Below are 22,393 nucleotides of genomic sequence, written 5' to 3' on the forward strand. Positions count from 1 at the left end.
GACAGGCTTCATGTCAGACGCCACCACGCCGTCCCGCTCCCGCGGGAATGCACAGGCGCCACAGGACGCAGCCTCGTCTCTCACGCTTCTGGAAGGGCGGCTCGGGTACAAACTCGAGGCCGCCCTTCTGGTGCGTGCGCTGACTCACCGCTCCTACGCCTACGAGAACGGCGGTCTGCCCACCAACGAGCGGCTGGAGTTCCTCGGTGACTCCGTCCTCGGCCTGGTGGTCACGGACACGCTGTACCGCAAGCACCCGGACCTGCCGGAGGGCCAGCTGGCCAAACTGCGGGCCGCGGTGGTCAACTCCCGTGCGCTGGCCGAGGTGGGCCGGGGTCTCGACCTCGGATCCTTCATCCGGCTCGGCCGTGGCGAAGAGGGCACGGGGGGACGCGACAAGGCGTCCATCCTCGCGGACACCCTCGAAGCCGTGATCGGTGCCGTCTACCTCGACCAGGGTCTGGACGCCGCCGGGGAGCTGGTGCACCGGCTCTTCGACCCGTTGATCGAGAAGTCCTCGAACCTCGGCGCCGGCCTGGACTGGAAGACCAGCCTCCAGGAGCTCACGGCGACGGAGGGGCTGGGGGTTCCCGAGTATCTGGTCACCGAGACGGGGCCCGATCACGAGAAGACCTTCACGGCTGCTGCCCGCGTCGGTGGTGTCGAGTACGGCACCGGCACCGGCCGCAGCAAGAAGGAAGCGGAGCAACAGGCGGCCGAGTCCGCCTGGCGCTCCATCCACGGCGCGGCCGAGGCCCGCGCCAAGGCGGAGAAGGAAGGCGCGCCCCAGCAGGGCGCGGCGGACTCCTCCCGCTGAACCACCGGCCGGCCCGGGGCGCACCACGCGCCCCGGGCCGGCCGTTTTCCGTCCTTTCCCGTTTTCCCGTCCCGCGTCGTGGAGGAAGAGCGTGCCCGAACTGCCCGAGGTCGAGGTCGTCCGGCGCGGTCTGGAGACATGGGTGTGCGGCCGCACCGTCGCCCGCGTCGAGGTGCTCCACCCCCGGGCCGTCCGCCGCCACCCGGCCGGGGCGGCCGACTTCGCCGCCCGGCTCACCGGGCAGCGGCTGGGGCCCGCGCGGCGCCGGGGCAAGTACCTGTGGCTGCCGCTGGAGACCGCGGGCCTGTCGGTCCTGGCCCATCTCGGCATGAGCGGCCAGCTCCTCGTCCAGCCCGAGGGCGCGCCGGACGAGAAGCACCTGCGCGTCCGCGTCGGTTTCGCGGATGACGTCGCGACCGAGCTGCGCTTCGTCGACCAGCGGACCTTCGGCGGGCTCTCGCTCCACGACACCGTGCCGGACAGCGACGACGGCCTCCCCGACGTGATCGCCCATATCGCCCGGGACCCGCTGGACCCGGCCTTCGACGACGCCGCCTTCCACACCGCGCTGCGCCGCAGGCGGACGACGGTCAAGCGCGCCCTGCTCGACCAGTCGCTGATCAGCGGCGTCGGCAACATCTACGCCGACGAGGCGCTGTGGCGCTCGCGGCTGCACTACGACCGCCCGACGGCGACCCTCACCCGCCCGCGGACCGCCGAACTGCTCACCCACATCCGCGAGGTCATGAACGAGGCCCTGGCCGTCGGCGGCACCAGCTTCGACAGCCTCTACGTCAACGTCAACGGCGAATCCGGCTATTTCGACCGGTCGTTGGACGCCTACGGGCGCGAGGACGAACCCTGCCGCCGCTGCGGAACGCCCATGCGCCGCAGGCCCTGGATGAACCGGTCGAGCTACTTCTGCCCCCGCTGCCAGCGGCCGCCGCGCGTCTGAGACGCCCGGCGGCCCCGGCACGTCAGTAGCCGAAGTCCTGCGTCCACCAGGGGCCGCCCGGACCGTGGTGGACACCGACGCCGAGCGACCGGTAATCGCAGTTGAGGATGTTCTGCCGGTGGCCGGCGCTGCGCATCCAGGCCTCCACCACCGTGTGCGGGTCGGGGTGGCCGCGGGCGATGTTCTCCCCGCCGAGGTTTCTGATGCCCCGGCGGGTGGCCCGGTCCCACGGGGACCGGCCGTCCGGGTCGGTGTGGTCGAAGAAGCCCCGGCGTGCCATGTCGTCGCTGAACGACTGGGCGAGGGAGCTCAGCCGCGTGTCCGTGCGCAGCGGACGGCAACCGGCCTTCGCCCGCTCGGCGTTGACCAGGGCGACCACCGTGCGCGCGGCCGAACCCCGCAGACCGTCCACCGCTCTGGCCGCGGCATGGGCCGAGTGGTCTTCGCCGGCCGCGGCCGGCAGCACCGAGGCGGAAGCCGACGCCGACGCCGATGCGGAGGCCGCGGCCGCCTGATGCGACGCGACGGTGGCGGGCCCGGCGCCCGGGGTGCCGGTGGGCCCGTCCGTCGCGGCCCTGCGGGGAGCGGCGGCGCCGGTCGTCCTGGCCTCGGCCGGTGCGGAGGAGGAAGGGGCGGACGCGGGCGCGGAGGAACGGGCGGCGACCGGGGCGGCGCGTGCGGCGGGCGTGGCGGGGGCGGACTCCCGCTCGTAGGCCCGGCTGGCGGCGGCCTCCGGCCGGGTGGCCGGGACCGTGGGGCCGAAGTGGCGTGCGGCGGGCGGTTTCTCCTGTCGCGTGGCGGACGGGACGTCGATGGGCGCGTCGGCGCGGACCTGGCCGCTGGTGCCGCTGTGACCGCCGCCGCTGCTGTCGCCGACGGACAGCGGATTGCCGGGCAGCAGCCCCGAGACCATCGCCACCGCGCCCATGGCCACGGCCGCGGAGGCGCCCAGCAGCCCGGTGCGCGCGGACGTCTTCGCCTTGGCCGGTGCGGTTGCCTTGGCCGCGGTTGCTTTGGCCGTCGTCTTGGCCGCGGTTGCCTTGGCGGCGACGGGGGCCGGGGCCGGCGCGGGGGGCTTGTGCTCCTTGGGGGCCCCCTCCGGTTTGAGGTCCTCGCGGGCGGCCGTGGCCCGGTGCGGGCTGCGGTGGCGCCCGGTGCCGGGGCGGCACTCCGGGGCCGGGGGGACCGCGATGGGGATCGGGACGGTGGGTGCTTCGGCGGGGTCGAGGTGTTCGGTCGTCCCGCTCGTCAGGGGGGCCCTGGCTGCCCGGGGGCCGGCTGCCGCTTCATCGGAGGTCAAGGGGGCAGAGCGTCGATGGCGACCCATCCGCTGCCTTCCTACGCGTTCGGCGTCTCGGTGCATCACTCGTACGGGGGAGTCTTTTCGAGCCGCGACTGTACGGCATGAAAGGAGGGGCCGAAGTGCTGCTTATCTAATTGGCCGGTTAGCGTGCAGACATGAACGACTGTGTTCGACTTACTGCCTGGGTTCGTGGTCATGTGCAGGGCGTCGGTTTTCGATGGTTCACCCGGGAGAATGCTCTGAGGATCGGCAGTCTGATCGGTTTCGCCTCGAACCTCGCGGACGGCCGGGTGCAGGTGGTGGCGGAGGGCCCGCGGGCGGAGTGCGAACAGCTGCTCGACTGGCTGCGGGACGGCGACACGCCCGGCCGCGTGGACGGCGTGACCGAGATCTGGGGCGTTCCGCGCGGGGGTTATGACGGCTTCGAGATCCGGTGACGAGGGCCGGGAGGAATGCGGAACGCGGCGGCGCGCAGGGCGCCGCCCTTCCCCTTCATATGCTTATGGCATATGCAGAGTCCGAGTATTGCCTGATGGTTGCCAAGAGGCCCCGGCCATGGAAGGCTGCCTCTCAACGGATGATCTCCACGCCCCTCCGGGCCCGGTCGGGGAAAGCGCCGCCATTCGGTAGCCGCGCACCCCGGGACGCCCGCCGATACGGGGTGTGATCGTGTTGACCGTCAAACCTTTTGGTGAGACTCTGGAAGCCCCGCGCACCTTAGCTGTTTGGCATTGAAACACGGCAGTAGCGATGGCAAGCACCGCGGGTGCGAATCCCTCACGACCCACACCGCTTAGGTCGGTCACTCAGTGTGGAGGACCATCCATCATGGCAAAGGCGCTTCTCGGTTACGTCGGCGGCTCCGACCCCCGAGTCCTCTCCGAGATGCGACGGCTTCAGCAGCGAGTCCAGGACCTGGAATCCGAGCTCATCCGGATGCAGGCCGAGAACGACGCGCTGTCTGCCGCCGCTCACCGTGGTGACTCGCTGCTCGACAGCATCGACGTATCCAAGGCGGAGCCTGCGCTCGCCTGACCCCGCGCCCCGCCCCGGGGCCCGGTCGGGCTGCAACGTCAGCCGCTCGAGAATCTGCAAGGGACGCCCCGGCGTCCCTTCGTCGTCTCGCGGTGCGGTCCCCTCGGCGTTTCCCCCGTCGTTCATCCGCGTTCTCCCCCCGTCCCACATCGCAACATGTGCCCTGCACGTTCCGGGGTGAAACCATGCCTCGGGCCGCGTCCGGCGGCGGCGCGCCAGAAGGTCCCACGGGCCGGGGACACGGCACCGCCGGACGGTAGAGTCCTTCCGCGTGCACCTCAAGAGCCTGACCCTGCGCGGGTTCAAATCCTTCGCCTCCGCCACGACCCTGCGCTTCGAGCCGGGCATCACCTGTGTCGTGGGGCCCAACGGCTCGGGCAAGTCCAACGTCGTGGACGCCCTGTCCTGGGTCATGGGCGAGCAGGGCGCGAAGTCGCTGCGCGGCGGCAAGATGGAGGACGTCATCTTCGCCGGGACGACCGGCCGGCCGCCGCTCGGCCGCGCCGAGGTCTCCCTCACCATCGACAACTCCGACGGCGCGCTGCCCATCGAGTACGCCGAGGTCACCATCACGCGGACGATGTTCCGCAACGGCGGCAGCGAGTACCAGATCAACGGCGACACCTGCCGCCTCCTGGACATCCAGGAGCTCCTCTCCGACTCCGGCATCGGCCGGGAGATGCACGTCATCGTCGGCCAGGGCCAGCTCGACTCCGTCCTGCACGCCGATCCGGCCGGCCGCCGTGCCTTCATCGAGGAGGCCGCCGGCGTCCTCAAGCACCGCAAGCGCAAGGAGAAGGCGCTCCGCAAGCTCGACGCGATGCGCGCCAACCTCGCCCGCGTCCAGGACCTCGGCGACGAGCTGCGCCGCCAGCTCAAGCCGCTGGGCCGGCAGGCCGCGGTGGCCCGGCGGGCCGCCGTCATCCAGGCCGACCTGCGCGACGCCCGGCTCCGCCTGCTCGCCGACGACCTGGTCACCCTGCGCGAGGCCCTGCGCGCCGAGATCGCCGACGAGGCCGCGCTCAAGAGCCGCCGGGACGCCGCCGAGGCCGGACTGCGCGCCGCCGCCCAGCGCGAGGCGGCCCTGGAACAGCAGGTCGAGGAGCTCACCCCGCGCCTGGCCGCCGCGCGGCAGACCTGGCACGAGCTCTCCCGGCTCACCGAGCGGGTGCGCGGCACCATCGGCCTCGCGGACGCCCGGGTCACCAGCGCCACCACCGCCCCCGACGAGGAGCGGCGCGGCCGCGACCCCGAGGACCTCGAACGCGAGGCGCGGCGGGTCCGCGAGCAGGAGGCCGAGCTGGAGGCCGCCCTGGAGGCCGCCGACCGGGCCCTGGAGGACACCTCCGCCCACCGCGCCGAGCTCGAACGCCGCCTGGCCGAGGAGGAGCGCCGGCTGCGCGACGCCGCCCGCGCCCTCGCGGACCGGCGCGAGGAGCTCGCCCGGCTGCACGGCCGGGTCACCGCCGCCCGCGGCCGGGTGGCCTCCGCCGAGGCGGAGACCGGCCGGCTGGCCGTCGCCCGCGACGAGGCCCGCGAGCGCGCGGCGGCCGCGCAGGCCGCGTACGAGCTCCAACGGGCCGAGACGGACGGCGCCGAGGAGGGCGACGCCGAGCTGGCCGGCCGCCTGGAGCGGGCCAAGGCCGGGCTGACGGCTGCCGACGCCGCGCTCACGGCCGCCCGCGAGGCGGCCACCGCCGCCGACCGGCAGCGCGCCGCCGTCACCGCCCGTCACGACGCCCTGGCCCTCGGGCTGCGCCGCAAGGACGGCACGGGCGCCCTGCTGTCGGCGAAGGAACGATTGGCCGGCCTCCTGGGCCCGGCCGCCGAGCTCCTCACCGTCGCCCCCGGACACGAACTCCCCGTAGCCGCAGCCCTCGGCGCGGCCGCCGACGGCGTCGCCGTCACGGGCCTCGCGCCCGCCGCCGAGGCGCTGCGCCTGCTCAAGAAGGAGGATGCCGGACGCGCCGTCCTGCTGCTGGGCGGCGCCCCCGAACCGGCCGCCGCCGACCGCCCCGGCGGCCTCCGGTACGCCGACGGCCTCGTGAGCGGCCCCGCGGACCTGCTGCCCGCCGTACGCAGGCTGCTGCGCGACGTCGTCGTCGTGGACACCCTGGAAGAGGCCGAGGAGACCGTCGCGGCCCACCCGGGGCTGACCGTCGTCACCGCCGAGGGCGACCTGCTCGCCGCCCACCTCGCGCAGGGCGGTTCCGGCGGAGCCCCCAGCCTGCTGGAGGTGCAGGCGGCCGTCGACGAGGCCGCGGCCGAGCTGGCCGAACTGGAGGGTCGCTGCGACGAGTTGACCGAGGGTCAGCGGAACGCGGCGGAGGAACGCGCCCGGTGCGCCGCGCTCGTCGAGGAGCTGTCCGCCCTGCGCAGCACCGCCGACCGCGAGAAGTCCCGCCTCGCGCAGGACCTCGGCCGGCTGGCCGGGCAGGCGCGCGCCGCGGCCGGCGAGGCCGAGCGGGCGGCGGCCGCGGCGGCCCGCGCCGAGGACGACCTGCTCCGGGCCGGCGAGGAGGCCGAGGAACTGGCCGCCCGGCTGGCCGCCGCCGAGGAGCTCGGTGACGAGGAGGCCCCGGCCGAGCCCGACACCTCCGTCCGCGACCGGCTCGCCGCCGACGGCGCCAACGCCCGGCAGACCGAGATGGAGGCGCGCCTCACGCTGCGGACGCACGAGGAACGGGTCAAGGCGCTCGCCGGCCGGGCGGACTCCCTGGACCGCGCGGCGCGCGCCGAACGGGAGGCGCGGGAGCGCGCCGAGCGGCGGCGCGCCCGGCTGCGCCACGAGGCGCGGGTCGCCCGCGCCGTCGCGGCCGGGGCCCGGCAGCTGCTGGCGCACGTCGAGGTCTCGCTGGTCCGCGCCGACGAGGAGCGGCAGGCCGTCGAGGCCGCGCGGGCCGGGCGGGAGGCCGAGCTGGCCGGCGGGCGCAACCGGGCCCGGGAGCTCAAGGCCGAGCTCGACAAGCTCACGGACTCGGTGCACCGGGGGGAGGTGCTGGGCGCCGAGAAGCGGCTGCGCATCGAGCAGTTGGAGGCGCGGGCGCTGGAGGAGTTCGGGATGGAACCCGGCGCGCTGGCCGCCGAGTACGGACCCGGCCAGCCCGTCCCGCCGGTGCCGCCCGCGGAGGGGGAGGAGCCGCGCGAGCCCGCCCCGGTGCCGTACGTCCGCGCCGAGCAGGAGAAGCGGCTGCGCGCCGCCGAGCGCGCGTACCAGCAGCTGGGCAAGGTCAACCCGCTGGCGCTGGAGGAGTTCGCGGCGCTGGAGGAGCGGCACAAGTTCCTCTCCGAGCAGCTGGAGGACCTCAAGAAGACCCGGGCCGACCTGCTTCAGGTCGTCAAGGACGTGGACCGCCGGGTGGAGGAGGTCTTCACGGCCGCCTACCGGGACACCGCCCGGGAGTTCGAGGGCGTCTTCTCCCGGCTCTTCCCCGGCGGCGAGGGACGGCTCGTCCTCACCGATCCCGACGACATGCTCGCCACCGGGGTGGACGTGGAGGCCCGGCCGCCGGGCAAGAAGGTCAAGCGGCTGTCCCTGCTGTCCGGCGGTGAGCGCTCGCTGACCGCCGTCGCCCTGCTGGTGGCCATCTTCAAGGCGCGGCCGAGCCCGTTCTACGTGATGGACGAGGTCGAGGCGGCGCTGGACGACACCAATCTCCAGCGGCTGATCCGGATCATGCGGGAGCTCCAGGAGAGTTCACAGCTGATCGTCATCACCCACCAGAAGCGGACGATGGAGGTCGCGGACGCGCTCTACGGCGTGTCCATGCAGGGCGACGGCGTCTCGAAGGTGATCAGCCAGCGGCTGCGGTGACCGCCGGGCGGGTGGGGCGGACGAGTCCGGGCGGGACCGGGCGGGTATTTCAAGATCGACTTCAAGTATTGAACCCAAACCCCCTCAATCCTCGAAGTTGGTTCTTCGTCACAAAGTATTGACTTCGCTAAATGAAGACATAGGGTCTGCTGCGTCGCTTATGCCTTCAACTGGTGGGCACTTGGATCTTGTGCCCCACTGGAAAAGGCCACCCCACACCTTCCCCGCAACGTCGCCGGGAACCCAGGAGTACACGTTGACCAGCACAGCGATGGCACAGGGGGCCGAGGGTCGCAAGGCCCAGCCGGACCACCTCGGCCACGTCATCTTCATCACCGCGGCCGCGGCCATGGGTGGCTTCCTCTTCGGCTACGACAGCTCCGTGATCAACGGCGCGGTCGAGGGCATCCGCGGGAAGTACGACATCGGTTCGGCCGCCCTCGCCCAGGTCATCGCCATCGCGCTGATCGGCTGCGCCATCGGCGCGGCGACCGCGGGCCGCCTCGCCGACCGGATCGGCCGCATCCGCGTGATGCAGATCTCGGCGACCCTCTTCACCATCAGCGCCGTCGGTTCCGCGCTGCCCTTCGCCCTGTGGGACCTGGCCTTCTGGCGCGTCCTCGGCGGCATCGCCATCGGCATGGCCTCCGTCATCGGCCCGGCCTACATCGCCGAGGTCTCGCCGCCCGCCTACCGCGGCCGCCTGGGCTCCTTCCAGCAGGCCGCGATCGTCGTCGGCATCGCGATCTCGCAGCTGGTCAACTGGGGCATCCTCAACCTCGCCGACGGCGACCAGCGCGGGAAGCTCCTGGGCATCGAGGCCTGGCAGCTGATGCTCGGCGTCATGGTCGTCCCGGCCGTCCTCTACGGCCTGCTCTCCTTCGTGATACCCGAGTCCCCGCGCTTCCTGATCTCCGTCGGCCGCACCGAGAAGGCCAAGGCCGTCCTCGCGGACGTCGAGGGCAAGGACATCGACCTCGACGCGCGCGTCGCCGAGATCGAGCACGCGATGCACAGCGAGCAGAAGTCCACGTTCAAGGACCTCATCGGCGGCAAGGCGGGCCTGCTGCCCATCGTCTGGGTCGGCATCGGCCTCTCCGTCTTCCAGCAACTGGTCGGCATCAACGTCGCCTTCTACTACTCGGCGACCCTGTGGCAGTCGGTGGGCATCGACCCGAGCGACTCGTTCCTCTACTCGTTCACCACGTCGATCATCAACATCGTCGGCACCGTGATCGCGATGATCTTCGTGGACCGGATCGGCCGCAAGCCGCTGGCCATCATCGGCTCCGCCGGTATGGCCGTCTCCCTCGCGCTCGAGGCCTGGGCCTTCTCCGCGCAGGCCGCGGACGGCTCCCTGCCGACCGCGCAGGGCACGGTGGCCCTGATCGCCGCCCACGCGTTCGTGCTCTTCTTCGCCCTGTCGTGGGGTGTCGTGGTCTGGGTCTTCCTCGGCGAGATGTTCCCGAACCGGATCCGCGCGGCGGCGCTGGGCGTCGCGGCGTCGGCCCAGTGGGTCGCGAACTGGGCGATCACGGCGAGCTTCCCGAGCCTGTCCGACTGGAACCTGTCGGGTACGTACATCATCTACACGGTCTTCGCCGTGCTCTCGATCCCCTTCGTGCTCAAGTACGTCAAGGAGACCAAGGGCAAGGCGTTGGAGGAGATGGGCTGACAACCCCCCGCCGCCCGTCTTCTCGAAGAGGCCGTCCCGCTGTGCGGGGCGGCCTCTTCGTTCGCGCACCCCTGCCGTGCCCCGCGCGTCCTACGATGAGCTGTGCTCTCCCTCGTCGTGGCACCCTGGCGGCGCGCTCCGGTGATCGCGCGGAACGCGGACGAACCGCACGACGCGGCCAGCACCATGAAGATGGCGGTGCTCGCGGCGCTGCTGCGCGGCGGCACGGACCTGGACCGCCGCGTCCCGGTCGTCAACCGGTTCGTCTCCGTGACCGGCGGCGACTACGCCAACGACCCCGCGCAGGACAGCGATCCGCGGCCCTGGGAACTGCTGGGCGGCACCGCGTCGCTGCGCTGGCTCGCCGGCCGGATGGTGACGCACTCCTCGAACCTGGCCACCAACCTCTGCCTGGCCGAGACGGGACACGAGGCCGTGGCCGAGGTGTGGCGGCGCGCCGGGGCCACCGGCAGCTCCAGCCCGCGCGGCATCGAGGACTACGCCGGCCGCGCGGCCGGCGTCCACAACCGGGTCACCGCCCGGGACCTGGTCCGGCTGCTGGAGTCGCTGGAGCCCGGCACGCTCGCGCTGCTGGAGCACAACGTCCACCGCGTCGACCTGGCCGCCGGGCTGCCGCCGGGCACCCGGCTCGCGGGCAAGAACGGCTGGTTCCCCGGGCTGCGGCACAGCGCCGCGGTGGTCCACCCGCCGGACACGGCGCCGTACACGATCGCCGTCTGCTACACCGGGCCGCTCGCCTCGGGCGACGACGTGCGCGACCCCGCCGCCCGGCTGCTGGCCCGGATCTCGGCCGCGGTCTGGCGCGGCCGGCCCGGCTCGGAGCGCTGACCGGCGGCGGTCATCAGGGCCTCGACGCCCGGACGGTTGAGCAGGTTGACGCGGATGTAGCCGGGAAAGCCGTCCAGTTCGAAGTACTTCGCGTCCAGGGCCAGGAACCAGCGGTGGGGCACCCGCGGCCGTGCGAACAGGAAGAAGCCGCTCTCGACGGGCATCCGCGCGGTGAGCGCGCCACTGGCGGTCAGCACCCGGTGGCTGTCGCGGATGTGCTCCACCAGCGCGCCGTTGCCCTCGCCGAGCATCAGGTCGGCCGCGCGACGGGCGAAGAGGCGGTCGGAAACCGCGACGTCGCCATGGAGGTTGAGGTGCAGCTCGGCCAACTCCTCCCGGAGCGCCGCGGGGACGAGCAGGTGGGCGCAGCGGTAGCCGTGGACCGAGAGGTATTTGGTGGGGCACACCAGGCGCAGGGTCCGGTCGGCGGGCAGGCGGGCGGATTCCTCGCGGCGCTCCCCGTCCCAGCGCATGTACTGGAAGGTGCCGTCGACGAACACCAGCGAACCCGTGGCCTCCTGCCACTCGGCGATCCGCCGCAGCACCTCGGCGGGGACCCGTCTGCCCGCGTACCAGACCGGGTCGGTGAGCACCAGCACGGTCCGTTCCGCGGGCAGCCGCAGGTCGAACTCCGGCTGGTGGGCATGGCCGTGGGCGACCCGGACCGGCTCGACGCCCATGCGCCTGAACAGGTAGGCGAGTTTGTAGTACACCGGGGCGATGTAGTGCACCCGCCGGCGGCCGGTCAGCAGGAGCCAGGTGGCGAAGGTGCCGAGGAGGGCGCTGGATCCGCCGCCGGGCAGCACCTGGCGCGGGGCGTAGTCCGCCCCGTCGTAACGCCGGTGCATTTCGGCGATCTTGGCGCGCAGTACGGCGTCTTCGTCCAGCGCCGAGTACCGGGCGATGTCCGCCAGCCTGCCGGGCGCGGCGTCGGCGAGCTCGCCGAGGTACTTCTCGACGAACGGGTGCCCGCCGTTGTAGTCGGAGACGAAGACCCGGGCGCCGGGCTGCTGCCGCTCCGCCTCGATCTGTTCGTGCCACTCCAGCATGCGGAACAACGATGGCGTCACGGGCATCCCCGCATTCACAGGCGGCTGTTGACGTCCCTCAGTGTCCTGGCCCGTCGGGGGCCCGGCAACCGGGCGTACACGCGAGCGCCCTCCGTACCGGAATCCGGACGGAGGGCGCTCGGTGCCGTGCGGGAGGAGCCGTTACGCGGCGGCCTTCTCGCGGTCCCGCGCCGGGGCCGCGTCCGGTGCCTCCGGCGCGGTCTCGCGCGGCGTCGGCAGGGCGGCCATCACCGCGGCCGAGATGACGATCGTCGCCGCCCAGCCCAGGCCGTACTTGCCGATGAACGTGGTCGCCAGCGGGCCGGAGAACCAGGCGCAGTCGGTGAAGCACAGGCCCGCGGCCAGGGCCACGGCCCAGGCCGTCATCGCCTGCCAGCAGAAGCCGCCGACGTACCAATAGCGGCTGGTGCGGCCGGTGTCCATCAGGCCCTCGGCGTCGTAGCGCACGGCGCGGGACCGGCGGCGGGCCATGTCCACGGAGTAGACGCCGATCCAGGCGGAGAAGGAGACCGCCAGCAGGATCAGGAAGGTGATGAAGGAGCTGAGGAAGCTCTTCGCCACCAGCATCAGCATCAGGCCGCCGACCAGCGAGATCATCGCGTTGATGCTGACCGCCGCGGCGCGCGGCAGCTTGACGCCCATGGTCTGGGCGGTGAAGCCGGCCGAGTACATCGAGAGGCTGTTGATCAGCAGCATGCCCACGATGGCGGTGATCAGGTACGGCACGGCCAGCCAGGTCGGCAGCAGGTCGCCGAGGAAGGAGACCGGGTCCTGGGCCTTGGCGAGGTCCGGGGTGGAGACGGCCATGACCGCGCCCATGAGGACCATCGGGACCATGACGATGCCCGCGCCCGAGACCGTCACGCCGACGATCTTCTTGCCGGAGGCGGCGTGCGGCAGGTAGCGCGCGAAGTCCGGACCGGTGGGGACCCAGCTGATGCCGCCCGCGGCGATGGTGCCGATGCCGGCGATCAGCATGGCCGTGGAGCCGGCCGGCTTGGAGAAGACGTCGTTCCAGTCGATGTCGACGATCAGGTAGCCGAGCACCAGGACGCTGAAGACGCCGAAGAGGTACGTGGACCACTTGTTGCAGACGTTCAGCGCCTTGCGGCCCATGCCGCTCACCAGGAACGTGCAGGCCACGAAGGCGAACAGCGTGACGACGATGAGCGCCGTGTTGCTGCCGATGCCGAAGAGCAGGTCGAGCACGGTCAGCACGGCGTACGCGCCGGTGACCGCGTTGATCGTCTCCCAGCCGAAGCGGGCGACCCACAGGATCGCGCCCGGGAAGAGGTTGCCGCGCACACCGAAGGTCGCGCGGGAGAGCATCGCGCCCGGCGCACCGCCCCACTTGCCGGAGACCGACAGGACGCCGACCAGACCGAAGGACACCGCCGCCGCGCACACCGCGACGATCAGCACCTGCCAGAAGTTCAGGGAGTTGAAGACGATCAGCGCCGCGCCCATGGTGAGCAGCAGCACGCTGATGTTGGCGGCGACCCAGGTGGGGAAGAGCTCCCGGACCCGGCCGTGCCGTTCGTGATCCGGTACGGGTTCGATGCCGCGGGTCTCGATGGCGCTTTCGGCGGCATCGACGCTGGACACGTTGGCGCCTTCGGCAGCGTTGTCCATGGTGGGGGCCATATCGGGGGCTCCGAGCGGGGTGTTGCAGGCGGGGCCTGGACAGAATGGGACGTTGGGACTCTACGCGCGTGGCATGAGCCTCGGCCATCGTACTTTGATCTAACTTTGGCCGGTTAGTGCCATTAGTCCTTGTGGCAACGCACAAATAGGGCCCAGTTCCGTGCACCTCGGCGCACTGCGGTCCTCGGCCACCGTGGTGTCCGATACTGGATGCGTTATGGAAATCGTCATCCTTGCCGTAGTCATCGCTGTGGTCGCGCTCGGCGCGATCAGCGGGCTCGTGGTGAGCAGCCGCAAGAAGAAGCAGCTGCCCCCGGCGCCGCCGAGCAGCCCGTCCGTCACCGCGCCGCCCGCCGAGCCCCACGTCGGCGAGGAGGCCGAGGCCCCGAGGGAAGAGAAGCGCCGCACCGTCGAGGAGGTGGAGCTGCCGCCGGCCGAGGCACCGGCCGCGGAGGAGCCCGTCGTCGAGCCGGAGGCCCCCGAGGCCCCGGCCGAGCCCGCGCTCGAGGTGCCCGAGCCCACCGCGGGCCGGCTCGTCCGGCTCCGGGCCCGCCTGTCGCGTTCGCAGAACTCCCTGGGCAAGGGGCTGCTGACCCTGCTGTCCCGCGAGCACCTCGACGAGGACACCTGGGAGGAGATCGAGGACACCCTGCTGACCGCCGACGTCGGCGTCGCCCCCACGCAGGAGCTGGTCGAGCGGCTGCGCGAGCGCGTGAAGGTGCTCGGCACCCGGACCCCCGAGGAGCTGCGCGACCTGCTCCGCGAGGAACTGCTCACGCTCATCGGCACGGACTTCGACCGCAGCGTGCACACCGAGCCCGGTGTCGGCACGAACGGCGAGGAGAAGCCCGGCGTCGTGATGGTCGTCGGCGTCAACGGCACCGGCAAGACCACCACCACCGGCAAGCTCGCCCGCGTCCTGGTCGCCGACGGCAAGTCCGTCGTCCTCGGCGCGGCGGACACCTTCCGCGCCGCGGCCGCCGACCAGCTGCAGACCTGGGGCGAGCGGGTGGGCGCCCGCACGGTCCGCGGCCCCGAGGGCGGCGACCCGGCGTCGATCGCCTTCGACGCGGTCAAGGAAGGCATCACGGAGAACGCGGACGTCGTCCTCATCGACACCGCCGGCCGGCTGCACACCAAGACCGGGCTCATGGACGAGCTCGGCAAGGTCAAGCGCGTCGTGGAGAAGCACGGCTCGGTGGACGAGGTGCTGCTGGTGCTGGACGCCACCACCGGGCAGAACGGCCTGGTGCAGGCCCGCGTCTTCGCCGAGGTCGTCAACATCACCGGCGTCGTCCTCACCAAGCTCGACGGCACCGCCAAGGGCGGCATCATCGTGGCCGTCCAGCGCGAACTGGGCGTGCCCGTGAAGCTGGTGGGCCTGGGCGAGGGGGCGGACGACCTCGCGCCGTTCGAGCCGGAGGCGTTCGTCGACGCGCTGATCGGGGACTGAGCGCACGCTCGCACAACGATGACGGGTCCTGTCGCAGGTGGGGTTGCGGCAGGACCCGTCGGCGTATGCGCGGACGTGAGGGGCGTACGGGTCAGGCGGTGCCCGAGCGGTGGCAGACGTAGGCGAGCGTGCCGAGCAACAGCCGGGCCTCCGGCGGCCGGTAGGCCGTGTCGAGGGCCGGCGGACGCAGCCAGCGCACCGGGCCGAGGCCCGCGAAGTCCGAGGGGGGTGCGGTGATGTGGTCGCCGGGGCCCAGGCCGTGCAGGTCGAGCCGGGCGTCGTCCCAGCCCATCCGGTAGAGCAGGCGGGGGAGTTCGGCGGCGGCGCCCGGGGCGACGAAGAACTGCGCGCGGCCGTGCGGGGTGAGGGTCACCGGGCCGAGCGGCAGGCCCATCCGCTCCAGCCGGGCCAGCGCGTGCCGCCCGGCCGCCTCCGCGACCTCCAGGACGTCGAACGAGCGCCCCACGGGCAGCAGTACGGCCGCGCCCGGCACCCGGGACCAGGCCGCCGTGGCCTCGTCCAGCGTGGCGCCCGCGGGGACCGAGGGGGCGAGGGGGAGCGGATGGGCGCCGGGGGACGGGCAGTCGGCGGCGCCGCACGAGCAGGTGATCCGCTGGCCGCCGCGCACGGCGTGGGCCCCGGGGGTCACATCCCAGCCCCAGAGCCCGGTGTATTCCGCGATGGTGGTCACGGATTCGGACGCGCGGCCCCGGCGCCGAGAGCCCGAACGCAGATCCCGGATGCCGCCGATTGTGAAGCCCATGCCCCCTCCAACGGGTCCTGTTCGCGGTTGGTTACGGGTCGGAGTTTCCCGGACACTTACGGTCGCGGACGACCTGCTTCACGACGGCGTGACGGTGTGCGGCAGGTGGCGTGACCTGCTGCGCGCGCCATGCCGCGCGACCGTCCGCCTCTTTTCCGCCGCCCCGTCCTCCGGTATCCGGTGTTCGTGTCAAGTCAATCGTGCCGAGAGCGCCGGGAGTTCATTCCTTGGGGTGGCGAATGGTGGCGATTACCGGGCCGCACTCGCGTCGGCCGTGATCGTAGGATTACTTTCGGTGTGTGGAGCGTGAGCGGAGGCCCCTCGGACGGGCCCGCGCCGCGACCACGTGACCGGCGCCCTGCGCCGGCGGTTACGTACACAGGCGGCCCGCGCACCGGAAGCGCGGGAGCGGACGGTCGGGATGGGGGCGTTCCAGTGGACGGCAGCGTCAGTGGCACCGGCGGTGCCGGTGGTTCGGCCGGGGCCGTGCGGCCCGGCGGTGACAAACCGGAGAAGCGCCCCAATGAGCAGCTCAACTCCTGGTTCCTGCGCAGCGGATGGTCCAAGGGCGAGCTGGCGCGCCAGGTGAACCGCCGCGCCCGGCAGCTCGGCGCCCACCACATCAGTACGGACACCTCCCGGGTGCGCCGCTGGCTCGACGGCGAGCAGCCCCGCGAGCCCATCCCCAAGATCCTCTCCGAGCTCTTCTCCGAACGGTTCGGCTGCGTCGTCGGCGTGGAGGACATCGGCCTGCGCGTCGCCCACCAGTCGCCGTCCGTCTCGGGCGTCGACCTGCCCTGGGCGGCCCCCCAAACCGTCGAGCTGATCAGCGAGTTCTCCCGCAGCGACCTGATGCTGGCCCGCCGCGGCTTCCTCGGCACCTCGCTCGCGCTCTCCGCCGGCCCCGCCCTCATCGAGCCCATGCAGCGCTGGCTGGTGCCGGGCCCGTCGGCCACCGGCGAGCCCCCGGCCGACGCGCTCGGTTCCCGCCGCGCCCGGCTCTCCAAGCCCGAGCTCGACCTCCTGGAGTCCACCACCCGGATGTTCCGCGCCTGGGACGCCCAGTGCGGCGGCGGGCTGCGCCGCAAGGCCGTGGTCGGCCAGCTCCACGAGGTCACCGACCTGCTCCAGGAGCCCCAGTCCGACGAGACGTCCAAGCGCCTGTTCAAGGTCGCGGCCGAACTGGCCGAGCTGGCGGGCTGGATGAGCTACGACATCGGCCTGCACCCCACCGCCCAGAAGTACTTCGTGCTGGCGCTGCACGCCGCCAAGGAGGCGGGCGACCGCCCCCTCGGCTCGTACATCCTCTCCAGCATGAGCCGCCAGATGATCCATCTCGGCCGCCCCGAGGACGCGTTGGAGCTCATCCACCTCGGGCAGTACGGATCGCGGGAGACGGCCACGCCCCGCACCCAGGCCATGTTGTATGCGATGGAAGGCCGCGCGTACGCGAGCATGGGCCAGCCCGCCAAGTGCAAACGAGCCGTGGGCATGGCCGAGGACTGCTTCTCCGACTGCACCGCCCGTGACACCGACCCCGACTGGATCAGCTTCTTCTCCGAGGCCGAGCTCAACGCGGAGAACGCCCACTCCTTCCGCGACCTCGCCTACGTCGCGGGCCGCAGCCCCACGTACGCCTCGCTCGCCCGCCCCAAGATGGAGCGGGCCGTCACCCTCTTCGAGGAGGACGGCGAGCACCAGCGCTCCTACGCCCTCAACCTCATCGGCCTGGCCACCGTGGATCTGATGGAGCGCGAGCCCGAGGTGTCCACGGCACGTCTGGGCAAGGCCCTCCGCATCGCCAAGCAGGTCCGCTCCGAGCGGGTCAACAACCGCCTCCGCAAGACCGCCGGCACCGCCCTGCGCGACTTCGGCGGCGTCGCCGAAGTGCGCGACCTGACCGAGCAGATGGCCCTCCACCTGCCGGAAACCGAGGCCGCCCACGCGGTGTGAGCCGCCGGGCTCCCTCCCGGCCCCCGATCCCGGCCGCGGCGACCCTCCCGTACAGCCCGACTCGGCTCCCCCACGCCGGTCACACCGGGCGGTCGCCGCGGCCGGCCCCGTGTTTTTCGGGGGAAGGGGCCCGGGGGCGGCAGGGACGCCGGGCGAGCGCCGTTCACCGTGCCGTAACACACGGGCCGGCTTCGTCACCGGCCCGAAACAGCCGTCTGTCCTGGCCGAAACCGCACTGCGTCAGCCTCGTGGCCACACACCGGCCCGCCACGGGCCCCTCGCGCACGGGGGCACGGGCCCCACCCGCGAGGAGACACGGTCGTGAATGCAGCGGACACCGCGTTCGTCCTGATCAGCGCCGCGCTCGTGATGCTGATGACGCCGGGCCTGGCCTTCTTCTACGGCGGCATGGTCCGGGTCAAGAGCGCCCTGAACATGCTGATGATGTCCTTCGTCTCGCTCGGCATCGTCACCGTGCTCTGGGTGCTCTTCGGCTACTCGCTCGCCTTCGGGGACGACATCGGCGGCGGCCTCCTCGGCAACCTGGACCACATCGGCCTCAAGGGCATCCGGCCCGACACCTTGACCGGCGGCACGGAGGGCATCCCGGTCTTCGCCTTCGCCCTCTTCCAGCTGATGTTCGCGGTCCTCACCCCCGCCCTGATGAGCGGCGCCCTCGCGGACCGGGTGAAGTTCGGCGCCTGGTGCCTGTTCGTCACCCTCTGGGTCACCGTCGTCTACTTCCCGGTCGCCCACTGGGTCTGGCAGCCCGGCGGCTGGCTCTTCAAACTCAAGGTGATCGACTTCGCCGGCGGCACGGCCGTCCACATCAACGCCGGCGTCGGGGCCCTCGCCGCCCTCCTCGTCGTCGGCAAGCGCATCGGCTTCCGCAGGGACCCCATGCGCCCCCACAGCCTCCCGCTGGTGATGCTCGGCGCCGCGCTGCTCTGGTTCGGCTGGTTCGGCTTCAACGCCGGCTCCGCGCTCGCCGCCAACGGCACCGCCGCCAACATGGCCCTCAACACCCAGGTCGCCACCGGCGCCGCCATGCTCGGCTGGCTCGCCTACGAACGCGTGCGGCACGGCGCGTTCACCACCCTCGGCGCCGCCTCCGGAGCCGTCGCCGGCCTCGTCGCCATCACCCCCTCCGGCGCCGCCGTGAACGCCTTCGGCGCCCTCCTCATCGGCATCGTCGCCGGAGCCGTCTGCTCCTGGGCCGTCGGCCTCAAGTTCCGGCTCGGCTACGACGATTCCCTCGACGTGATCGGCGTCCACCTCGTCGGCGGCCTCCTCGGCACCCTCCTCGTCGGCCTCCTCGCCACCGACGGGGTCGGCGGCGCCGTCCAGCTCGGCCGCCAGGCCGCCGGCGCCTTCGCCGTCCTCGCCTACTCCTTCACCGTCTCCTGGCTGCTCGCCAAGCTCGTGGACCGGACCATCGGCTTCCGGGCCACCGAGGACGACGAGATCGCCGGCCTCGACCGGGCCTTCCACGCCGAGACCGCCTACGACCACAGCGCCGTCGGCGGCACCACGGCCCCGCGCGACAACCAGGCGCCCCGCACCCCGCACGAAGCACCGCAGCACCACAAGAAGGTGGACGCATGAAGCTCGTCACCGCCGTCGTCAAACCGCACCGCGTCGACGACGTCAAGGAGGCCCTCCAGCGGTTCGGCATCCAGGGCCTGACCATCACCGAGGTCCAGGGGCACGGCCGCCAGCGCGGCCACACCGAGGTCTACCGCGGGGCCGAGTACCGCATCGACACCCTCCCCAAGTCCCGCATAGAGGTCCTCGTCGAGGACCAGGACGCCCCCGACGTCGTCGACGTCATCGTCACCGCCGCCCGCACCGGGAAGATCGGCGACGGCAAGGTCTGGGTCGTCCCCGTCGAGACGGTGGTCCGCGTCCGCACCGGCGAACGCGGACCCGACGCCCTGTGAACCGCCCGAGGAGGGAGCCGAGTTGACGCACACCGGCCTGCGCGCCACCGACACCGCCCCGGACGCCGGCGGCTACGCCGCGGCCCGGCTCCGCCTCCTCGGCGGGGCGGCACCCGCCGGGCCCGCGCTGCGCACCGCGCTCGCCCGCCTCACCGACGAGTGGCTCGGCGCCCTCCTCGGCCGCGCCCACGGCGTCGCCCTCGTCGCCGTCGGCGGCTACGGACGCGGCGAGCTGTCCCCCCGCAGCGACCTCGACCTCCTCCTGCTGCACCACCCCACCGCCGACCCCGGCCACGTCGCCGCCGTCGCCGACCGCGTCTGGTACCCCGTCTGGGACATGGGCCTCGCCCTCGACCACGCCGTGCGCACCCCCGCCGGGGCCCGCGCCACGGCCGGCGACGACCTCAAGGTCCACCTCGGCCTCCTCGACGCCCGCCACCTCGCCGGCGACCCCGCCCTCACCACCGCCCTGCGCACCACCGCCTACGCCGACTGGCGCGCCCAGGCCCCGCGCCGCCTGCCCGAACTGCGCGAACTGTGTGAGGAACGGGCCCGCCGCCAGGGCGAGTTGCGCTTCCTCCTCGAACCCGACCTCAAGGAGGCCCGCGGCGGCCTGCGGGACGCCACCGCGCTGCGCGCCGTCGCCGCCTCCTGGCTCGCCGACGCCCCCCGCCAGGGCCTGGACGAGGCCCGCATCCTGCTCCTCGACACCCGCGACGCCCTCCACCGCACCACCGGACGCGCCACCGACCGCCTGACCCTGCAGGAGCAGGACCAGGTCGCCGCCGCCCTCGGGCTCCCTGACGCCGACACCCTGCTGCGCCGCGTCTACCGGGCCGCCGCCACCGTCTCCCACTCCGGCGACGCGACCTGGCGCGAGGTCGGCCGCGTGCTGCGCTCCCGCTCGGGGCGGCCGCGGCTGCGCCGGGTGCTCGGGGGCCGGGGCGGGCGCGGGGGGTTCGTCGAGCCCGAGCGCGTGCCGCTCGCCGAGGGCGTCGTCGAGCAGGACGGCGAGGCGGTCCTCGCCCGGACCGCGCGGCCCGACCGGGACCCCGTCCTGCCGCTGCGCGCCGCGGCCGCGGCCGCGCGGGCAGGGCTGCCGCTGGCCACCCACACCGTGCGGCGGCTCAGGGGCGCCGGGCCGCTGCCCGAGCCGTGGCCCGCCGAGGCGCGCGAGCAGTTCGTCACCCTGCTCGGGGCCGGCGAGCCCACCGTCGCCGCCTGGGAGGCGCTGGAGGCGGAGGGCCTCGTCTCCCGGCTGCTGCCCGAGTGGGAGCGGGTGCGCCACCGGCCGCAGCGGAACGCCGTCCACCGGTGGACCGTGGACCGGCACCTGGTCGAGACCTGCGTCCGGGCCGCGGCCCTCGCCCGCCGCGTCGCCCGGCCCGACCTGCTCCTGGTCGCCGCCCTGCTGCACGACATCGGCAAGGGACACGATCAGGGCGATCACTCCGTCACCGGGGCGGCCGTCGCCCGCGACGTGACGCTGCGGATCGGCTTCGGCGACGGGGACGCGTCCGTCGTCGCCACGCTCGTCCGCCACCACCTGCTCCTCGTGGAGACCGCCACCCGGCGCGACCTCGACGACCCGGCGACGGTCCGCGCGGTCACCGACGCGGTCGCGGACGCGGAGACCCTGGAGTTGCTCCACGCCCTGACGGAGGCGGACGCGCTGGCCACCGGGCCGGCGGCGTGGAGCGCCTGGCGGGCGTCGCTCGTCGCGGACCTGGTGCGGCGGGCGGCGGCGGTGCTCGCCGGGGAGCCGGCCGCGGAGCGTGCGGTTCCGCCGCCGCCGACGCCCGCGCAGGAGCGCCTGGCGGCACGGACGCTGGCCTCGGGCGGCTTGGCCGTGGAGCTGTCCGCCGGCGCGGACGGTGCCGAGCTGCTGCTCGCCGTGCCCGACCAGCCGGGGGTGCTGCCGGCCGCGGCCGGGGTCCTCGCGCTGCACCGGCTCGCCGTGCGCACGGCCGACCTGCGGGCGGTGGACGGCTCCGTCCTGCTGCTGCGCTGGCGGGTCGCGGCGGAGTACGGGGAGCTGCCGGAGGCGGCCCGGCTGCGGAACGATCTCGTCCGGGCGCTGGACGGGTCGCTGGACGTCGCGGGGCGGCTGGCGGAGCGGGAGGCCGCGTACGCGGGCACGGGCACGGGCGCGGGCCGGCGCCGGGGCACCGTGCCGCCGCCCTCGGTGACGGTCGCGGAGGGCGGCTCGCGTTCCGCGACGGTGCTGGAGGTCCGGGCGGAGGACGGGCCCGGGCTGCTGCACCGGATCGGGCGGGCGCTGGAGGGCGCGGGGGTGTGGGTGCGGAGCGCGTATGTGTCGACGCTGGGCGGGAGCGTTGTGGACGCGTTCTATGTGACGGGGGTGGGAGGGGAGCCGCTGGGGGAGTCCGCGGCGGGGGAGGTCGCGGGGGCGGTGGAGCGGGCGCTGGTGGGGTAAGGGGGTTGTCCCCGCCCCGCCCTTTCACCGTTTCCTCCGGGGCTCCGCCCCGGGCCCGCAACGCGGCTCCGCCCCGGGCCCGCAACGCGGCTCCGCCGCGTTGACCCCTGGAACCGCGCTCCGCGCGGTGAGGCGGGGGCTCCGCCCCCTGCACCCCCGAAGCGCCCTGCGGGCGCTGTCCTCAAGCTCCCCGGAGGGGGCAACCCCCAGACGGGCTGAGTTGTGCGCCCGGGCTGAAAACCTCCCGCAGCCGATCCTCCCGCAGCCGATATACAGCCCGGGCGCGAAATCCAGCCCGTCTGGGGGTTGCCCCCTCCGGGGAGCTTGAGGACGAGCGGCGGAGCCGCGATACGGGGTCCGGGGCGGAGCCCCGAAGGGGGGCAGGGGGCGCAGCCCCGGGAGCGGACGCGAGGACGCGGCCCCGCAGCAGGCCAGGGCCGGCCCCGGAACAGGGGCCAGGGGTGCAGCCCCGATGGGGGCGCAGGGGGCGCAGCCCCCCGCTCACCGCGCGGAGCGCGGTTCCAGGGGTCCAGGGGGCGCAGCCCCCGGCCAACGCGGCGCAGCCGCGGTACGGGCCCCCGGGGGCGCCCCCGGGGGAACCGGGGAAGGGGGGGGGCGGGGGGAAACCCCCCCCCGCGGGCCAACGCTCACCCCCCCGCCCCCAACACCCCCCCCCCCGCCGCCC

16 protein-coding genes are annotated in these 22,393 nt (G+C 73.5%); 12 read left to right on the plus strand and 4 right to left on the minus strand.

Annotated features, from left to right (window positions below; all coding sequences use genetic code 11):
- The first annotated feature begins 10 nt into the window (after nucleotides 1-10).
- Entirely contained in the window at nucleotides 11-817 is an 807-nt protein-coding gene (gene rnc, locus I5Q34_RS06640; protein WP_199891204.1) for a ribonuclease III, read from the plus strand.
- A 91-nt stretch (nucleotides 818-908) separates the two neighbouring features.
- Entirely contained in the window at nucleotides 909-1,772 is an 864-nt protein-coding gene (gene mutM, locus I5Q34_RS06645) for a bifunctional DNA-formamidopyrimidine glycosylase/DNA-(apurinic or apyrimidinic site) lyase (RefSeq protein WP_199891205.1), read from the plus strand.
- A 22-nt stretch (nucleotides 1,773-1,794) separates the two neighbouring features.
- Here mutM and I5Q34_RS06650 read toward each other — a convergent pair whose 3' ends face one another.
- Nucleotides 1,795-3,072 carry a CAP domain-containing protein gene (locus I5Q34_RS06650; RefSeq protein ID WP_199891206.1) on the minus strand — a complete coding sequence of 426 codons (1,278 nt, stop codon included), beginning with the start codon at nucleotides 3,070-3,072 and terminating at the stop codon, nucleotides 1,795-1,797.
- Nucleotides 3,073-3,230: 158 nt separating this feature from the next.
- Here I5Q34_RS06650 and I5Q34_RS06655 point away from each other — a divergent pair, with 158 nt between their 5' ends.
- The 5 genes from I5Q34_RS06655 to I5Q34_RS06675 all read left to right on the plus strand — a co-directional run bounded on the left by I5Q34_RS06655 (nucleotide 3,231) and on the right by I5Q34_RS06675 (nucleotide 10,448).
- Nucleotides 3,231-3,512, plus strand: coding sequence for an acylphosphatase (locus I5Q34_RS06655; protein WP_199891207.1), 282 nt, complete (start codon nucleotides 3,231-3,233; stop codon nucleotides 3,510-3,512).
- Between the two features lie 391 nt (nucleotides 3,513-3,903).
- A complete protein-coding gene (locus tag I5Q34_RS06660) occupies nucleotides 3,904-4,110 on the plus strand; it encodes a hypothetical protein (protein WP_004944922.1) in 207 nt (68 codons plus the stop codon).
- Nucleotides 4,111-4,381: 271 nt separating this feature from the next.
- On the plus strand, nucleotides 4,382-7,924 hold the full coding sequence (gene smc / locus I5Q34_RS06665; protein WP_199891208.1) for a chromosome segregation protein SMC: 3,543 nt from the start codon (nucleotides 4,382-4,384) through the stop codon (nucleotides 7,922-7,924).
- Between the two features lie 256 nt (nucleotides 7,925-8,180).
- The gene (locus I5Q34_RS06670) at nucleotides 8,181-9,599 is read left to right on the plus strand and encodes a sugar porter family MFS transporter (protein ID WP_199891209.1); all 1,419 of its coding nucleotides are present in this window, start codon (nucleotides 8,181-8,183) and stop codon (nucleotides 9,597-9,599) included.
- Nucleotides 9,600-9,701: 102 nt separating this feature from the next.
- Nucleotides 9,702-10,448, plus strand: coding sequence for a serine hydrolase (locus I5Q34_RS06675; RefSeq protein WP_199891210.1), 747 nt, complete (start codon nucleotides 9,702-9,704; stop codon nucleotides 10,446-10,448).
- Here the strand turns inward: I5Q34_RS06675 and I5Q34_RS06680 are convergent.
- Nucleotides 10,340-11,524 carry an aminotransferase class I/II-fold pyridoxal phosphate-dependent enzyme gene (locus I5Q34_RS06680; protein WP_199891211.1) on the minus strand — a complete coding sequence of 395 codons (1,185 nt, stop codon included), beginning with the start codon at nucleotides 11,522-11,524 and terminating at the stop codon, nucleotides 10,340-10,342. The two genes, I5Q34_RS06675 and I5Q34_RS06680, sit on opposite strands and share 109 nt — an antisense overlap.
- A 135-nt stretch (nucleotides 11,525-11,659) precedes the next feature.
- A complete protein-coding gene (locus I5Q34_RS06685) occupies nucleotides 11,660-13,150 on the minus strand; it encodes a cytosine permease (protein WP_199891212.1) in 1,491 nt (496 codons plus the stop codon).
- Nucleotides 13,151-13,379: 229 nt separating this feature from the next.
- Between I5Q34_RS06685 and ftsY the strand changes: the two genes are divergently transcribed.
- Nucleotides 13,380-14,615, plus strand: a complete 1,236-nt coding sequence (gene ftsY / locus I5Q34_RS06690; RefSeq protein WP_199891213.1) for a signal recognition particle-docking protein FtsY — start codon at nucleotides 13,380-13,382, stop codon at nucleotides 14,613-14,615.
- 91 nt (nucleotides 14,616-14,706) lie between these two features.
- Here the strand turns inward: ftsY and I5Q34_RS06695 are convergent, their stop codons facing one another.
- Nucleotides 14,707-15,378, minus strand: coding sequence for a bifunctional DNA primase/polymerase (locus I5Q34_RS06695; RefSeq protein WP_199891214.1), 672 nt, complete (start codon nucleotides 15,376-15,378; stop codon nucleotides 14,707-14,709).
- A 435-nt stretch (nucleotides 15,379-15,813) separates the two neighbouring features.
- On the opposite strand from I5Q34_RS06695, the gene I5Q34_RS06700 reads away from it, so the two are divergent.
- From I5Q34_RS06700 to I5Q34_RS06715, 4 genes are all read left to right on the plus strand, one after another.
- On the plus strand, nucleotides 15,814-17,331 hold the full coding sequence (locus I5Q34_RS06700) for a hypothetical protein (protein WP_374192983.1): 1,518 nt from the start codon (nucleotides 15,814-15,816) through the stop codon (nucleotides 17,329-17,331).
- 321 nt (nucleotides 17,332-17,652) lie between these two features.
- Complete coding sequence (locus I5Q34_RS06705; protein WP_199891215.1) at nucleotides 17,653-18,936, plus strand: ammonium transporter; 1,284 nt, start codon at nucleotides 17,653-17,655, stop codon at nucleotides 18,934-18,936.
- On the plus strand, nucleotides 18,933-19,271 hold the full coding sequence (locus tag I5Q34_RS06710) for a P-II family nitrogen regulator (protein WP_199891216.1): 339 nt from the start codon (nucleotides 18,933-18,935) through the stop codon (nucleotides 19,269-19,271). The genes I5Q34_RS06705 and I5Q34_RS06710 overlap by 4 nt, the downstream gene beginning before the upstream one ends.
- A 22-nt stretch (nucleotides 19,272-19,293) precedes the next feature.
- Nucleotides 19,294-21,708 carry a [protein-PII] uridylyltransferase gene (locus I5Q34_RS06715; protein ID WP_199891217.1) on the plus strand — a complete coding sequence of 805 codons (2,415 nt, stop codon included), beginning with the start codon at nucleotides 19,294-19,296 and terminating at the stop codon, nucleotides 21,706-21,708.
- Nucleotides 21,709-22,393: the final 685 nt, after the last annotated feature.

It is taken from the genome of Streptomyces sp. AV19 (assembly GCF_015999245.1).
GTDB lineage: Bacteria > Actinomycetota > Actinomycetes > Streptomycetales > Streptomycetaceae > Streptomyces.

Bases quoted from the DNA above. Each gene is read 5' to 3' on its own strand.
- ftsY (WP_199891213.1), top strand. From the start codon at position 13,380: ATGGAAATCGTCATCCTTGCCGTAGTCATCGCTGTGGTCGCGCTCGGC.
- I5Q34_RS06695 (WP_199891214.1), bottom strand. From the start codon at position 15,378: ATGGGCTTCACAATCGGCGGCATCCGGGATCTGCGTTCGGGCTCTCGG.
- rnc (WP_199891204.1), top strand. From the start codon at position 11: ATGTCAGACGCCACCACGCCGTCCCGCTCCCGCGGGAATGCACAGGCG.
- I5Q34_RS06710 (WP_199891216.1), top strand. From the start codon at position 18,933: ATGAAGCTCGTCACCGCCGTCGTCAAACCGCACCGCGTCGACGACGTC.
- I5Q34_RS06680 (WP_199891211.1), bottom strand. From the start codon at position 11,524: ATGCCCGTGACGCCATCGTTGTTCCGCATGCTGGAGTGGCACGAACAG.
- I5Q34_RS06685 (WP_199891212.1), bottom strand. From the start codon at position 13,150: ATGGACAACGCTGCCGAAGGCGCCAACGTGTCCAGCGTCGATGCCGCC.
- I5Q34_RS06655 (WP_199891207.1), top strand. From the start codon at position 3,231: ATGAACGACTGTGTTCGACTTACTGCCTGGGTTCGTGGTCATGTGCAG.
- I5Q34_RS06660 (WP_004944922.1), top strand. From the start codon at position 3,904: ATGGCAAAGGCGCTTCTCGGTTACGTCGGCGGCTCCGACCCCCGAGTC.